General features: G+C 42.8%; 13 protein-coding genes. 11 read left to right on the top strand and 2 right to left on the bottom strand.

Annotated elements, in window-relative coordinates; translation table 11 throughout:
- Positions 1 to 71 precede the first annotated feature (71 nt).
- From IGK63_RS10370 to IGK63_RS10335, 8 genes are all read left to right on the top strand, one after another.
- Positions 72 to 536 (top strand): VOC family protein, encoded by a 465-nt coding sequence (locus IGK63_RS10370; protein ID WP_008378816.1) that lies wholly within the window; start codon positions 72 to 74, stop codon positions 534 to 536.
- A gap of 193 nt (positions 537 to 729) precedes the next feature.
- Positions 730 to 1,857 carry an LCP family protein gene (locus IGK63_RS10365; protein ID WP_008378814.1) on the top strand — a complete coding sequence of 376 codons (1,128 nt, stop codon included), beginning with the start codon at positions 730 to 732 and terminating at the stop codon, positions 1,855 to 1,857.
- A gap of 177 nt (positions 1,858 to 2,034) precedes the next feature.
- On the top strand, positions 2,035 to 2,952 hold the full coding sequence (locus IGK63_RS10360; RefSeq protein ID WP_005234947.1) for a cation diffusion facilitator family transporter: 918 nt from the start codon (positions 2,035 to 2,037) through the stop codon (positions 2,950 to 2,952).
- Between the two features lie 772 nt (positions 2,953 to 3,724).
- Complete coding sequence (locus IGK63_RS10355; protein WP_034872272.1) at positions 3,725 to 6,391, top strand: HAD-IC family P-type ATPase; 2,667 nt, start codon at positions 3,725 to 3,727, stop codon at positions 6,389 to 6,391.
- A gap of 209 nt (positions 6,392 to 6,600) precedes the next feature.
- The gene (locus IGK63_RS10350; RefSeq protein ID WP_008378808.1) at positions 6,601 to 7,008 is read left to right on the top strand and encodes a MarR family winged helix-turn-helix transcriptional regulator; all 408 of its coding nucleotides are present in this window, start codon (positions 6,601 to 6,603) and stop codon (positions 7,006 to 7,008) included.
- A 14-nt stretch (positions 7,009 to 7,022) separates the two neighbouring features.
- Positions 7,023 to 7,658: a nitroreductase family protein gene (locus IGK63_RS10345; RefSeq protein ID WP_008378805.1), complete on the top strand. Its 636-nt coding sequence runs from the start codon at positions 7,023 to 7,025 to the stop codon at positions 7,656 to 7,658.
- Between the two features lie 14 nt (positions 7,659 to 7,672).
- Positions 7,673 to 7,960 carry a putative quinol monooxygenase gene (locus IGK63_RS10340; protein ID WP_016613517.1) on the top strand — a complete coding sequence of 96 codons (288 nt, stop codon included), beginning with the start codon at positions 7,673 to 7,675 and terminating at the stop codon, positions 7,958 to 7,960.
- A 2-nt stretch (positions 7,961 to 7,962) separates the two neighbouring features.
- Positions 7,963 to 8,322, top strand: coding sequence for a DUF1304 domain-containing protein (locus IGK63_RS10335; protein WP_016613516.1), 360 nt, complete (start codon positions 7,963 to 7,965; stop codon positions 8,320 to 8,322).
- Between the two features lie 132 nt (positions 8,323 to 8,454).
- Here IGK63_RS10335 and IGK63_RS10330 read toward each other — a convergent pair whose 3' ends face one another.
- On the bottom strand, positions 8,455 to 9,057 hold the full coding sequence (locus tag IGK63_RS10330) for an ECF transporter S component (protein WP_016613515.1): 603 nt from the start codon (positions 9,055 to 9,057) through the stop codon (positions 8,455 to 8,457).
- Between the two features lie 110 nt (positions 9,058 to 9,167).
- Between IGK63_RS10330 and IGK63_RS10325 the strand changes: the two genes are divergently transcribed.
- The 3 genes from IGK63_RS10325 (at position 9,168) to IGK63_RS10315 (ending at position 13,557) form a co-directional block, all read left to right on the top strand.
- Positions 9,168 to 9,788, top strand: a complete 621-nt coding sequence (locus IGK63_RS10325; RefSeq protein ID WP_005225615.1) for a TetR/AcrR family transcriptional regulator — start codon at positions 9,168 to 9,170, stop codon at positions 9,786 to 9,788.
- Positions 9,789 to 10,155: 367 nt separating this feature from the next.
- A complete protein-coding gene (locus tag IGK63_RS10320; protein WP_016613514.1) occupies positions 10,156 to 11,661 on the top strand; it encodes an NlpC/P60 family protein in 1,506 nt (501 codons plus the stop codon).
- 33 nt (positions 11,662 to 11,694) lie between these two features.
- Positions 11,695 to 13,557 (top strand): glucosaminidase domain-containing protein, encoded by a 1,863-nt coding sequence (locus tag IGK63_RS10315; RefSeq protein ID WP_016613513.1) that lies wholly within the window; start codon positions 11,695 to 11,697, stop codon positions 13,555 to 13,557.
- 62 nt (positions 13,558 to 13,619) lie between these two features.
- Here IGK63_RS10315 and IGK63_RS10310 read toward each other — a convergent pair whose 3' ends face one another.
- The gene (locus IGK63_RS10310; protein ID WP_005234960.1) at positions 13,620 to 14,243 is read right to left on the bottom strand and encodes a hypothetical protein; all 624 of its coding nucleotides are present in this window, start codon (positions 14,241 to 14,243) and stop codon (positions 13,620 to 13,622) included.
- Between the last annotated feature and the right edge of the window lie 259 nt (positions 14,244 to 14,502).

Here is a 14,502-nt window from a genome sequence, read left to right as displayed (position 1 = left end):
CTCCAATGGTGCCAAGTTTTGGCAATATTCACAGTTACACTTATGGTAACAAGAAAAGGAGGAACCAACAAATGATCGAACCAAAAATCGCTTTATTTTTAACCTTAGACGGCAAAGCCCAAGAAGCCATCCACTTTTATCAGGAAACATTAGATGCGACCCTCTTATTCGCCATCACCAACCAAGAATATCAAGAAAAACTTGATCCAACGCTGGAGATTCGTACAGGTCAAGAACAGTATCTTTCTCATTCCATCCTACAAATCGGAGATTTCCAGTTGCAGCTGGCTGACAATCCATTGATCGAAGGGGAGCCCATTCAAGCAGGGAATCACTTATCCTTGAGTTTGACGATAGACGACACCAAAACAGCTCAAAAGCTTTATCAACGACTAGTGGAAAAGGGCAGTCAGGTGATCCAGGCACCTAGTGAAAATCCGTTTGCGTTTTTTTATGCAAGTGTTCGTGACCCTTTTGGTGTAATTATTCAGCTTACTGTCGAAAAAGAAGTTGATCCATCAAAAAAGGGTGAATGAAAAAAATCGTTTTTTAATAAAATATCCATAGAAGTTGACTAATTATCCAGCTTTCTTTCATCTTCAGAATTATTTTTAAGGAATGTTTAAAGGACTTCACAGAAAAAGAATAAAACTTCTTAAAAAAATAGGCGGATCGCAAAAATTCTGGTACAATCGGGGAGAGCAATTCAGGAGAAATGAAGGAGGCACTATGGATAGAAAGACGAGATATAAACAGCAAAGAGCCCACAAAGCGCGCAACAAACGCGTGATTATTGGAGGAATCTTTCTTTTCGCCATTGCAGGCATCGTTTTATTTGCCGGCTATACGTATTATGCAGCAAAAAATTCAGTGGATAAAATGTTTAAAGAATCCGCTGTAATCAGTTCCAATAAAAGTAAAGAAGACAACTCATTGAAAGCTTCTGATGTGAATTCAAAGTTTGGGATCTTGCTGATGGGTGTCGATAATGACGCGGAACGTGAAAAGACAGAACATTTGGACAGTGCCCGTACCGACAGTTTGATTTACATGGTATATGATGGCGAAAACAAGAAAATCGATATGGTTAGTCTCCCTAGAGATATTTGGACCAATATTTATGATGGAACAGGAACTGGGACAATTGCTACTACAGCCAAGATCAATAGTGCATTCACGATTGGTGAGGAAGACGCAACGATTGAAACAGTCCAAAACTACCTGCAATTGCCAATTGACTATTACGTAAACATCAATTTTACAAGTTTTGAAAAAATAATCGATGCGATTGGCGGAATCACTGTTGATGTGCCTTACGACATCAACAAGAAATATACTTCAGACAACACGGGAGAAACGTTGATTCCAGAAGGACGTCAATTGTTGAACGGTGAACAAGCCTTGATTTTTGCCCGTATCCGGAAAATGGATACTGATGTGGATCGAGGAAACCGTCAGCAAGAAGTTATTGAAGCAGCGATCCACCAAGCTTTGAAAATCAATAATGTCACCAAGTACCAAGAAATTTTAGATTCTGTCAGCGAAGATGTGAATACAAACTTTAAGTTTGAAGACTTAGTATCTTTAGCGGGCAATATGTTGTCTGGGTTCGATATTCAAAAACATACCTTTGAATGGTACGATGGGGAATCTTATGATGGACAATCGATCGTATATATTCAAGACTATTCTTACAATGAAATCCGTAATGATATGCTGAAAGCCTTAGGTCAAGCACCAGCAGATTCGCAAGCAGATGCCAATACAGAAACACAAACCGGTGTTGGAAACGAGACAGGTGCAGGAACTGGTGACGGATACGGCTCGGATGTCGTTGATGACGGAACCGGCTACTAATCAAGAGAAAAAAGTCAGGAACATTCCTGACTTTTTTTTATACCCTCAGACCTTTAAAAATCGATTGAAAACAAGTTCAGTCTCTCAAGCCGCTTTCGTTTGCATCTCAGAAGTGCAGTGCTATTCTTAAGAAAAGAAACAACTTGTTGCAGCAAGTCATACACTGGGGGAGGAACCATGATGGAAAAACAGCAAGAACAAAAAGCCCGTAGAATCGTTTTGCTGACCCACGTCTTAGGGTTGATCATGAAAGCCATCGGCTACTTCTTTAGCGGCAGTGCTGTCTTGATGAACGAAAGTATCCATAGTCTGATCGATTGCATCAATCAAGGACTTCTAGCCATCGGTGAAAACCGAGCACAGCGAGGACGCAGTGAACTGCATCAGTTTGGTGAAGGACGAGCGACCTATTTTTTTAGTACCGTAGTTGCCATGACAGTTTTTTTAGGCGGTGGGATTTTAGCGGTTGTTGAAGCCAGCCGTGATCTACTAGACCCAACCCACGAAGTGGAACAGCTCCAGCTGGTGGCAGCGATCTTATTTGTCAGTTTGTTCATTGAAGTGACGGCTGTACAAGAGGGATGGCAAGAAGTCAAAGAACAAAACAAGCAAAACCAGCCCCTCGTCCGTTTCTTAAAAGAAAGCCGCGATTCCGATCTGCTTTTAGGCTTCACGGAAAATTTGTTTGCCTTAGGCAGTGTGACGATCGCCATCGTAGGAATCTCATTGACTGCTTTGACAGGCAATCCGGTATTTGATTCCCTCGGGGGCATTTTAGGTGGATTGTTGTTGATTGCTGCTGCTGTCTTTTTAGCCAAAGAATTTTATAGCCTTTTGATTGGCGAAGGGGCATCCGCATCGGATTTAATGGCGATCAAACAAATTTTAGCCGACCCTGCAATCATTCAAATCAAAGATTTACGAACCCTCCATCTAAGCCCAGAGGAACTTTTGATCGTCGCCGACCTTAGCTTGAAACTAGCGCCGGATGAAGAACCAAGCACGTTTATTGATACCATTGAGCAGCAAATAAAGCAGGCTTTGCCTGAACTGAGGGTCTATTGCTATATCGAGAATGAGGAAATTACCTCTTAAAGTAGAATAAATACGAAGCATTCATCGGCTGATGATTCATCAATCAACCGATGAATGCTTGTTTTGGGTAGTGGTGAGCTCGTGTTGAATGAACACAAAGGATCAATGGCTTGTTTTAACTTTAGGCTTTTCTGACGATCAGGAATTAGACTGTAAGCGGAAAGATCCAGTGATTTATCTATTTTTCTAGCAGTAAACAGTTTTTTTTGTTCAAAAGTTTGTGTTTTTTTGTTAAAATAAAGTAAGGACAGCGAGTGTTCTCTTTTTAAAGTTATTTTTTTGCTAGAGTTGTAACATTGTAAATCACAACATAGCGAAAGCTCAGGTTATTAAGAAAACGCCGAAACGAGTGCCTGTTTGCCATTACTGGCATGCTGTCAAATCGACACCAAAAGCTGAGGTGCTAATTTTGTCACGACTGTTTTTTTACTTTACTTGTGAAGCAAAATCCTTTGCGAACATCTTCATCCATGATAGGTTAGAAATAGGCCGAATGGTTTTTTCACAAAGTACGTACATAGAAAGATCACTTGCGACTACCAAAAAAAGTTACTTCACTGCTCGCAAAATGATCGACGCTCAACACACATACCTTTTCCCTCAGCCAGTCAATCTGCGCTTGCTTTTCTTATTGGTTATATTCCTTTCAATCAGCAATTGCCTGAACCGATTCAAAATCAAAAAATGACTGTGCAAGGTATCTGTACCGATTTATCCCTTCAGAAACGTGGAAACCCTCGGCAAGAAGTTTACAATTAAAAGGAGGAATTTGATGGAAAAATTTTACCAGCAAAAGACTGAAGAGACCTTGAAACATTTTGAAAGTGACCGCAAGCAAGGCCTAAGCGGGAAAGAAGCCGACAAACGCTTAGAAAAATACGGAGAAAACACGATCCAGCAACAAGAATCCCTTTCTGTATGGGAATTGCTGTGGCATAACTTGAACAACTTGATTGTTTATCTCTTGCTAGCAGCTGCGTTACTCTCTTTTGCGATGGGGGAAACGGTTGAAGGAATTGCAGTATTGATTGCCGTGGTGATTGCTGTAATGACCGGTTTCATTACAGAATTACGAGCACAAAAATCAATTGATTCACTTCAAAGCATGATTTACACTACCGCAAAAGTGATTCGTGATGGAGAAGTAATGGAGATCGAGTCGGCAAAGATCGTTCCAGGCGATATTCTCGTTTTGGAAGAAGGGGATGCTATTGCGGCAGATGCCCGCTTACTTGAAACGAGCAACTTTGCCTGCATCGAATCAGCGCTGACCGGTGAGTCAGAAGCTGTTGAAAAAGATGCACGAGAAACTTATGAAGAAGATGTTCCATTAGGCGATCGCCACAATGTCGTTTTCGCAGGAACTGCGGCAACTCGGGGAAATGCCTATGCAGTAGTGACAGAAACCGGCATGAAGACCGAGGTCGGAAAAATCAGTGACATGCTGACGGGTGACAAAAAGCGTCAAACGCCGTTAGATATCGAATTGGACAAGCTTGGAAAAGCAATCATTATTGCAGCGCTCTTTGCTGCGGTGGCAGTTTTGGTCGCAGGTATTTTGACGAATCAGCCATTTGTCGAAATGATCCATATTTCGATTATTTTAGCGGTCGCAGCCATTCCTGAAGCAATGCCAGCCGTTTCGACAATCACATTGTCTCGAGGCATGCGGACGATGGCCGAGCACAAAGCACTCGTCAAATCGTTATCTGCCGTCGAGACTCTTGGCGCCACCAGTATCATTGCCAGTGATAAAACGGGGACGCTGACAGAAAACCAAATGACGGTTGCCGAGATCATTTTAGGTTCTGGGGAAATGTTCAAAGTGACAGGAAATGGGTATGAACCCAACGGAAAATTCTATAAGGCAGACTCGGATGATAATTCCGAGATCGACGCAACCAATCATGATGCACTGCAAGGGATGGTTGCAAATGGCGCTTTATGTACCACCGCCACTTTACGTGAAAACGAAGGGCAATACGAGATCCTCGGTGATCCAACGGATGGGGCGTTTGTCGTTTTAGGTCAAAAGATTGGCATCGATCGGCAAAAAGAGCAGGACAGCGGGCTGAAGAAAATCGCAGAAATGCCCTTTGATTCCGACAACAAATACATGGTGACCGTGTATGAAGGAGAGCAACGGACATTGATCATCAAAGGGGCACCAGATGTCTTAATTGATTTAGCTGATGCTGATGCCACAGAAAAAGAACAACTTCATGAATACAATGACACGTTAGCCAGTCATGGGCAGCGGGTGATCGCTGTCGGTTGCATCAAGGATTATCAAGGTGGGACGGACGAAGCAGAACTGAAAGCAGCATTACAGGAAATCAAGATCCAAGGCTTTGCGGGCATCGTCGATCCGCCACGAACAGATGTCAAAGAGGCAGTGAAGGTCGCCCAAGAAGCGGGGATCCGAGTGAAGATGATCACGGGGGACCATCCGAAGACCGCATCAATGATCGCCAAAGAAATTGGCTTAAAAGATCATGAAAAAACCATGACAGGTCGCGAGATCGATGAATTGGCAGGGCAGGAAGGCTTTAACGAAAAAATCGAAGAAGTCGCTGTCTTTGCTCGAGTCTCTCCAAAAAATAAATTACAACTTGTGGAAGCCTTGCGTGAAGAAGGCGATATCGTTTCTATGACTGGCGATGGCGTTAACGATGCGCCGGCACTCAACGGCGCCGATATCGGGATCGCCATGGGGATTCGTGGGACAGAAGTAGCCAAAGAATCTTCCGATATGATTTTAACGGATGACCGTTTTGGAACAATCGTCGATGCCATCAAAGAAGGACGCATCATTTTTGACAACATCAAAAAATATGTTTCTTTCTTATTCTCATGTAATATGGTTGAGATCGTGACGATCTTTTTAAGTGTCATCTTCTTGATGCCAATGCCGATCCAACCGCTGCATATCCTTTTCTTAAATCTAGTCATCGATATTGCGCCAGCAATGGCGTTAGCCTTTGAACCAGCAGAAGACGATATCATGAAACGTCAGCCACGGTCGAAAGCTGATGGCCTCGTCAACAAACGCTTCTTAGGACGCATCATTTTAAGTGGTGTTGTGATTGGTTTGGTGGCGTTTGGCTTCTTCAATTTCTTGATGTTGACGGATCACGAGTTGCTTTATGCACAAACAGCGACCTTTACCTTTATGGCAGTAGCGCAATTGATGCATATTTTCAACGTTCGTAAGAGCAGCGGTTTTGGCTTAGACAAAACTCTCTTGAAAAACAAACCGTTGATGGGGGCATTGCTCCTTTCCGTAGGTTTGCAGCTTTCAGCAGTCTATGTACCGTTTATGAATGAGCTATTAGACACGATGCCAATTCAAGCCGGCACGTGGGGGATCATCTTCGCTGCTGCAGCGATCTCTACACTGATTGTGATGGGCTTGAAGAAACTCTTCCAATTAAAATAAAATAAATTCTCCAGTATTTTCTCAATACCGGAGTAACGAAGACCCGCAGCCTAATGGCGCAACTTCGCCAAAGGATTCTTGATTCGATCCTTGATGAAGTTCGCCTAGCTGCGGGTCTTTTTTGCTTACTCTTTACAAGCAAAAGAAAATGATTTATACTTGACTAGTCAACAGTTGACAAGTCAATGTTGAAAGGAGCGGTTTATGCAATGAATTTACGTGAGCTAAGCGGATTGCTGTATCGGATGAAAATCGTGAATCAAGAATTAACGGCGATCTTTGAAAAAGAGACTGGCTTTAGTCTGACCCGTTATCAGTTGCTGCAGTTTTTGAATGAGCAAGGACGCTGTACCCAAAATCAAGTACAGAATGAATTGAAGATCGATAGTGCAGCGGTCACTCGGCATTTGAAGATTCTCGAAGAAAAACAATTTGTGACACGGGAACGAAACAAAGACAATAACCGCGAGATTTTTGTTTCTTTGACACCGAAAGCACAAGCCGATTTGGCTAGTTGTGCTTCAAAGCATGCCAGCTCTGAGGAGTCGTTAGGCATCAATTTGACCGAAGAAGAAGAAGCACAGCTTCTAACATTACTTATGAAATTAGTTCCATGAAAGAAGGCAAACCCATGACAGAATACAGCAATAACAATTTTTCAGAGATTACCTTTGGCCGAAAATCGGTCCGTGTCTATGATGAAACCTACAAAATCCCCCATGAAGAAATGTTGACCATGATCCAAGAGTCAACGACAGCACCTTCCTCAGTCAATATGCAGCCTTGGCGCTTTGTCGTTGTGGAAAGCGATGAGCAAAAAGCAAAATTGAAACCGTTGATTCGTTTCAACGTCCGACAAAATGATACATCTTCTGCAATGGTCTTGATTTTTGGCGATATGCTTTGTCATGAACTAGGAGAAGAAATTTATAACAAAGCAGTAGCAGAAGGCAAAATGCCAGCGGAAGTACGTGACCAACAATTAGCAGCGATCATTCCTCATTACGAAAATCTTACAAAAGAACAAATGAATGATGTGGTGAAGATCGACGCTAGTTTAGCAGCGATGCAATTTATGTTAGTTGCGCGGGCGCATGGCTATGAAACCAACCCAATCGGCGGCTTTGAAGCAGATCAATTAGCAGAAGCTTTTGGCTTAGACAAAGAACGTTATGTTCCTGTCATGATCCTTTCAGTCGGAAAAGCCAAAGAATTAGGCTATGAATCCGTTCGGTTAGACGCAGAACAAATTACGACATTTCTATAAGAGGAGGGAAAACGATGGAAATCATCAATGCAACGTTTTACATCAAAGAAGAAAAGCGGGCAGATTTTTTAGCCGCTGTTACCCCATTAATAGCATCGGCAAGAACTGAGGATGGCTGCCACGGCTATCATCTCTATGAATCATTGGAAGAAAACAATCGGTTTGTCATGGTCGAAAAATGGGCGAGTCAAGAAGCGATCACCGCCCACAATCAAAACCCGCTGCTGCAACAATTATTCCAGCAAATGCCTGACTTTGCAGCCAAACCGAGCGAGATCATTGTCGCTCAACAAGGAGAATAAAGATGACGATTTTATCGACGATTTTAATTGTACTGGTTGCCTTAGAGTTTTTCTATATTCTCTATTTAGAAACATTTGCCACTACGTCCAAAGCAACGGCGCGGGTCTTCAACGTGACGAAAGCAGAACTTGAACGACCGATCGTTGTGACCTTGTTCAAAAACCAAGGGGTTTACAATGGACTCATTGGTTTGGGGTTACTGTATAGTATTACCTTTGCTTCAGCACCATTGGAAATCAGTCGCTTGTTGCTGATCTACATTATCTTAGTAGCTGCATATGGCAGTGTGACTAGCGACAAGAAAATTATTTTGACCCAAGGCGGTCTAGCGATCCTTGCCTTGCTGTCCACCTTTTTTTAACCAATAAAAGAAGAAGCCCCCTAATCTAAGAAAGCCTTTCTATACAATAGAAGCTTTCTTAAATCGGGGGCTTTTAATGTTTGGGCAAAGAGTACTCAGAACGTGAAAAAAATGATAGGATAAGAGAAGGGACTAACGATTTTCTGGACGTAAACTGGTTGCCGCAAATAAGGCTTTTACTAGAATGGGTGTTAAGATCGCAGCTGTGATCACCTCAGAGATTCCATTCGTTATAGCAATTCCACCGAGGGTCACGAATAAAGCCGAAGCATCGACACCATAGGTATTGGCAACTAAGCCAGTATATAAGGTTCCCATTAGGGTTAAGACCAAAACTGTATTGGTGATGGTCCCAAAGATTGCTGCAACAATCGAAGCAGCGACGACTTTTTTGGTCTTTTTGTAAATGATCGTAAACAAGAGACCAGCCACTAAGCCAACCAACACACGGGGAACCACCGAGATGATTGGGTTGGTGAAAACGGCAATGTCCAAGGGCGTTGTCGGAGAAGTAAACGCACGGATCATGGTAAAAACACCCCAGACTAAGCCGATGAACATCCCGTCTTTTGTCCCTAAAACGATGGCAGCGACGATCACCGTGATATGGATGATCGTTAAACTAGTGATACCGATCGGAATAAATCCAAGGAAAGGTACCATCGTCTGTAAAATAATAATAGCAGTCAAAATGGCACGAATGACAAGGCGATAGGTTTTGCTTTTTGTATTCATTGTAAAAACTCCTTTTTTTATAATGACACTCGTGTCATTTTTAAGTTAGGTTGATTATACAACAAAATGACACGAGTGTCATTAATAATGTGATGAAAGGAGCCAAAAAAATGGCGAAGAAGCAGCAGAGCGAATTGACTACAGCGGAAAAGAAAAAACAACAAAAGCGTGATTTGATTCTTGAAAGTGCCAAAGTCGTCTTTAGTAAGAAAGGTTTGATTGATGCGACAATGAAGGACATTATCGAAGAGTGCGGCATTAGTCGCGGCGGCATTTATTTGTACTTTCGTTCGGTGGATGAGATTTTTTTGGCAGTGTTAGAGCAGCGTTCCAAACGAAAATTTGATGATGTACGAGAGATGATCATGGAGCAAGTACCCTTTGAAACGATTTTAAACAAATATTTTTCCGACCATCGCAAGCGTCTACTCCACAGCATTTCTGACGGTATGCTGCGAGCCGTCTACGAGTATTACTATACGCATAAAACCGAAGCCTCCAGTTCACTGCAGCAAGCTCAACTCGCTGAGACGAAACGGACGATCCATGAGATTTTTCAAGTGGGCGTTCAGCAAGGTGTATTAAAAGATGAAAACTTGGCAGTGATTGCAGAAAACTATATGTTCGTGATTGAAGGATTAGGGATTTTGGCTCTGACCGGTCACATCACAGAACAGACCATTGATGACCAAATCGCCGTAATGAGACAACTACTCCCTTATCGTGAATAACACAGACAAAAAAACTCGCTCTTTTCTAGAAAACACTAGGAAGGAGCTTTTTTCGTCTGTTTATAACTTTGTGAATCAAGCATATTTTGCAGAAAATTAATGTAATAAAAGTGAAATCTACAACATTATTTATTTTTTCTTAAGAAAAAGGACTTTTTCTATGAAGTTTTCTTGAACAGTTGATACATAGGGATTCACTCGGCGTGTCGGTGGGATAGGAGTGGGGAACATGCAATAAAAAAACAGAGCTTATTTATGTAACTAAAATGTAAATCGCTTACGGATTGGGTTTGTTGCTGAACTATGGTAAAATGAAAATGGTCAAATAAATGAAAAAAAAGTTTTAAAATTGAATTTGGAGGATCAGATGAAGAAGAAAATCTTTGCAACAGTATGTATGTGCGGCATTGTATTGTCATCATTCGGCGGACCTGTGACCGTTTTTGCTACGAATCACGATCAATTGATCGAACAAAAAAATAACGAAATTGATCAGTTGAGGCAGCAACGTCAAAGCGTACAAGGGGAAATTGACGGATTGTCTGCAGAAATTGATTCGTTAAATCAAGAAGCAGCAATCATTTTAGCGCAGCAAAGTGATTTGTTGCAAGCGATCGAAGGATTGGATCAGGAAATCAGTCAGTTAGAAGAGCGCATTGCCAAACGCTCAGAAAACATTGAAAAGCAAGCCAGAGAAACACAAGTTAATGGAAAAGGCGACCATTTTCTAACAGCGGTACTAGAGGCGGACTCTGTCAGTGATTTAGTCGGTCGTTTGCATGCGATGACGACGATCATTCGAGCGAATAATGAAGTGATCGAACAGCAAAAAGCCGACCAACAAGCTGTTGAACAAAAGCGTGCGGAATCACAAGAAAAAGTGGCAGAATTGCAAGCAGCACAGAGCCATCTGGAAGCACAAAAAGGTGTTTTGGAAGCAAGCCAAGCAGAATTAAATGTCTTAGTTAGTAATTTAGCCTACGAAGAAGCAACGAAAGAAGAAGAAAAAGAACAGCTGCGTGCGGAAAAAGAAGCCTATGAAGCGGAGCAAGCGAGAATTCGTGAAGAAGCTGCCCGAGTAGCTGCTTTACAAGCCCAAGCGGAACAAGCGGCGCAACAGCAGGCAGAACAAGCTGCAGCGGAAGAAGCAGCCTTGAATGAAGCAGCTGTTCAAGTAGAGAGCACAGAACCTGACGCAGAAACAGAGAGCCCAGCGCCAGTGGAAGAGCCAGAAGCACCAGCAGAAACGCAACCAGAGGAAACGCAACCAGAGGAAACGCAAGAATCTGAACCGGTTGAAACACCAGAGGTTCCAGAGGAAACACCAGTAGATACACCAGAAATTCATGAGCCAGAAACACCAGTGACACCTGCAGCACCGGAGACGCCAGCGGACAGTGCACCTGCAGTTCCTGCACCAACGCCAGCACCGACGCCAGTTACACCAACACCGGCGCCAACGCCTGCTCCGTCACCTGCACCGATCGTGACGCCGCCAGCACCTTCTGCACCAGCATCAACAAATGGTGCTGCAATCGTGGCAGAAGCCTATAAGCATATCGGAAAACCCTATGTGTGGGGTGCCAAAGGACCGGACAGCTTTGACTGTTCTGGGTTTACTCGCTATGTCTTTTTACAAGTAACAGGGAGAGATATTGGTGGATGGACGGTGCCACAAGAAACAGCCGGTACAGTGATTTCCGTTAGCCAAGCACAACCAGGAGATCTTTTATTCTGGGGTTCATCAGGTAGCACCTATCATGTAGCCATTGCTTTAGGTGGCGGACAATACATTCATGCACCACGCCCAGGACAAAATGTTTCTGTTGGCAGCACCGCTCATTTTACACCTAGCTTTGCAGTAAGAATGTAAGAAGTAGCTAGCTGTAGTTTTAAGGAGAGACAAATGGAAGAAAGAAAACAACTTCGTTATCGTGCGAAGAAACAAAAAAGAGGGCTTCTTTACCGTAAAAGTGCGGCGGCAACCGCTGCACTTGTTAGTACGGTGAATATTTTGCCGATGAATGTTTTAGCAGATACACTCGAGTCAGCAGAAGCCCAAAATGGTGTTCAAGTAGTTGAAACAGCAGAGTCAACCCAAGATACATCGACGCATGATTCAGTGAGCATTGTAGAAGATCAAGAAGTGAAAGAGGGATCACCAGCAACTCAAGATAGTACCGATCCATCAGAAGCTGAAAGTGCGGATGGAGTAGACATCCAAGAGGTACCCGAAAATGCACCAGCAGATGATGCTTCTGAACAGAATGAAGCAGAAACCGATAGTGATATTCCTGTTCTGTCAGAAGAAGAGCGGATCGCCATTGAAACGAAGGTCATGCCCAACTACAATAATCCAATGGCACGTTCCAACAATCAGCAAGCATTTATTCAGCAAGTAGGACCAATGGCACAAGAAGTTGCCGGGGCAAATGACCTCTACGCTTCGGTCATGATTGCCCAAGCGATCTTAGAATCAGGTTGGGGGCAATCCACGCTGACCACTCTTGCAAATAATATGTTTGGTATCAAGGGATCTTACAATGGACAATTTGTAGAGATGCAAACCATGGAAGATGACGGGAATGGCAATCTCTATCCGATTATTGCTAGGTTTCGTAAATACCCCTCATTAAAAGAATCTTTTCAAGACAATGCGCACGTTTTGAGAACTACCTCATTTTCGCCGGGTGTTTTCTTCTACCATGGGGCATGGAAGTCTAATACAAATTCTTATCGTGACGCGACTCAATGGCTGCAAGGACGTTATGCCACCGATACTTCTTATGCAAGTAAGCTAAACAACTTGATTGAAACGCACAATTTGACCCAGTACGATACATCAAGTGGTGGCGGTTCAAATGATAACAACAGTAACAATTCTGAGCAGGCGATCAATAAGCAATTCAGAACAAATGCAGCACTCAATATCCGTTCGGATGCTTCCACTAGCGCCTCGATCGTTGGTTCATTGGCTGCCAATGCAACATTTGAAGCAGTAGCGCAAAAAACTGGTACCAGTGTGAACGGCAATACGACGTGGTATCGAATTCAAGGACGTGGCTGGGTAAGTGCTGCTCACGTGACGGAGATCTCATCGAATACGGGTGGAAATGATAACAACAATAATAATGGTAACAACAACAACAACAATAACAACAATGCCGAACAAAGCATCAACAAAGAGTTCCGCACAACTGCTGCCTTGAACATCCGTTCAGATGCATCGACTAGCGCTTCTGTTGTTGGCTCCTTGGCAAGTAATGCGACATTTCGAGCAGTCGCTCAAAAGACGGGAACGAGTGTCAACGGAAACAATGTGTGGTATCGAATTCAAGGACGCGGCTGGGTGAGTGCTACGTACGTGACAGAAGTGAACGCTGGAAGTAATAGCTCTGAGCAAAGCATCAACAAAGAGTTTCGTACAACCGCAACATTGAATATTCGCTCTGATGCGTCTACCAGTGCCAGAATAGTTGGTTCTTTGTTAAACAACTCCTCTTTTCGCGCGGTTGCGCAAAAGACCGGAACCAGTGTGAATGGCAACAACGTCTGGTATCGAATTGAAGGGCGTGGCTGGGTAAGTGCAGCGTATGTTCAAGAAACGAACACTTCCTCATCAAACAGCACCACCTATACCGTACGTTCGGGAGACACTCTATGGGGCATTTCGCAACGCTACAGTGTGACTGTGAATCAGTTGATGCAGTGGAATAATCTTTCTGGCTCATTGATTCTTGTAGGACAGCGTCTTGTAGTCCGTAGATAAAATGAAAAAACATCTGGAACCATTTTTGCGGCTATTTGCCAAAATGGTTCCAGATGTTTTGTTTATTCTTCTTTGAAGCTGTTCATGATCGCTGTTAGCTCGTCTTTTGAAGAGTCGTATAAGCTTTCTAACGTCCAACCATACAACTGAACATAATTATTGTCGGTTTCAAGTACATAATAAATATAGTGGATATTTAGCCCTTCAACTGTCGCTGGGAAATCAACGAAATAGGCCTTCGTGTCAGGAATTGGTAAAAAGGTGGCGGTCGTATCGAAGCTTGTTGCCAAATTTTCTTGAACCAATCCGAGATAAGTTTCTAAATCGGCAAAATCTTGTTTCGATTCAACGACTGCAGCTAAGTATTTCGTTTCTAACGCATCTGACAACATGAAATCATTGTCAGGATTCAATGAAGTGAAATCGGGTACCTCTTGCCAATTACTAGGCAAATCGATGGTATAGTTTGTTCCACTCACGCCTGTGATGGTTTGTTCCGAACTCGGTAAAGCCGCTTCGCTGGAAGAGCCCGTCGATTCTTGCGCGACTTCTGTTGACGAAGTCATAGATAAGCTTGTAGCGCTTGCATTTTCCGTGCTTTCTGAAGCTGGTTTCTCCTCTTTTGGCGTACAGCCAGCAAAAAGAAGTGTGAACCCCAATAAACTAAAAACAACACTTTTTCTCATTATTCTCACGTTCCCCTTTGTTTTCTATTTTCAAATAACCAACATTATTTAGTTAATCGTATAATAGGAAAGGAAATAACGCAATAAAATATTCTCAGTTACTGCATGAAAAGAAAAAAATAAAGGATTGTTAAATAATAAATTTAAAAAATGAAGCCGAAATAACTGACTGTTACCGCTTATTTTCACTTTTTTCTTAGATTGATGCAAAAGTTGATTATAAATACGGGGCGACTTTTGCTATGCTTTAGAAAAGAAA

The organism is Enterococcus sp. AZ040 (assembly GCF_050499185.1).
Classification (GTDB): Bacteria; Bacillota; Bacilli; order Lactobacillales; family Enterococcaceae; genus Enterococcus_D; species Enterococcus_D entomosocium.
The sequence above is the reverse complement of the archived record's forward strand: the minus strand, read 5'-3'. Positions and strand labels throughout refer to the sequence as shown.

Coding starts and splice junctions, on each gene's coding strand:
- IGK63_RS10370 (WP_008378816.1), top strand. CDS start 72: ATGATCGAACCAAAAATCGCTTTATTTTTAACCTTAGACGGCAAAGCC.
- IGK63_RS10365 (WP_008378814.1), top strand. CDS start 730: ATGGATAGAAAGACGAGATATAAACAGCAAAGAGCCCACAAAGCGCGC.
- IGK63_RS10360 (WP_005234947.1), top strand. CDS start 2,035: ATGATGGAAAAACAGCAAGAACAAAAAGCCCGTAGAATCGTTTTGCTG.
- IGK63_RS10355 (WP_034872272.1), top strand. CDS start 3,725: ATGGAAAAATTTTACCAGCAAAAGACTGAAGAGACCTTGAAACATTTT.
- IGK63_RS10350 (WP_008378808.1), top strand. CDS start 6,601: ATGAATTTACGTGAGCTAAGCGGATTGCTGTATCGGATGAAAATCGTG.
- IGK63_RS10345 (WP_008378805.1), top strand. CDS start 7,023: ATGACAGAATACAGCAATAACAATTTTTCAGAGATTACCTTTGGCCGA.
- IGK63_RS10340 (WP_016613517.1), top strand. CDS start 7,673: ATGGAAATCATCAATGCAACGTTTTACATCAAAGAAGAAAAGCGGGCA.
- IGK63_RS10335 (WP_016613516.1), top strand. CDS start 7,963: ATGACGATTTTATCGACGATTTTAATTGTACTGGTTGCCTTAGAGTTT.
- IGK63_RS10330 (WP_016613515.1), bottom strand. CDS start 9,057: ATGAATACAAAAAGCAAAACCTATCGCCTTGTCATTCGTGCCATTTTG.
- IGK63_RS10325 (WP_005225615.1), top strand. CDS start 9,168: ATGGCGAAGAAGCAGCAGAGCGAATTGACTACAGCGGAAAAGAAAAAA.
- IGK63_RS10320 (WP_016613514.1), top strand. CDS start 10,156: ATGAAGAAGAAAATCTTTGCAACAGTATGTATGTGCGGCATTGTATTG.
- IGK63_RS10315 (WP_016613513.1), top strand. CDS start 11,695: ATGGAAGAAAGAAAACAACTTCGTTATCGTGCGAAGAAACAAAAAAGA.
- IGK63_RS10310 (WP_005234960.1), bottom strand. CDS start 14,243: ATGAGAAAAAGTGTTGTTTTTAGTTTATTGGGGTTCACACTTCTTTTT.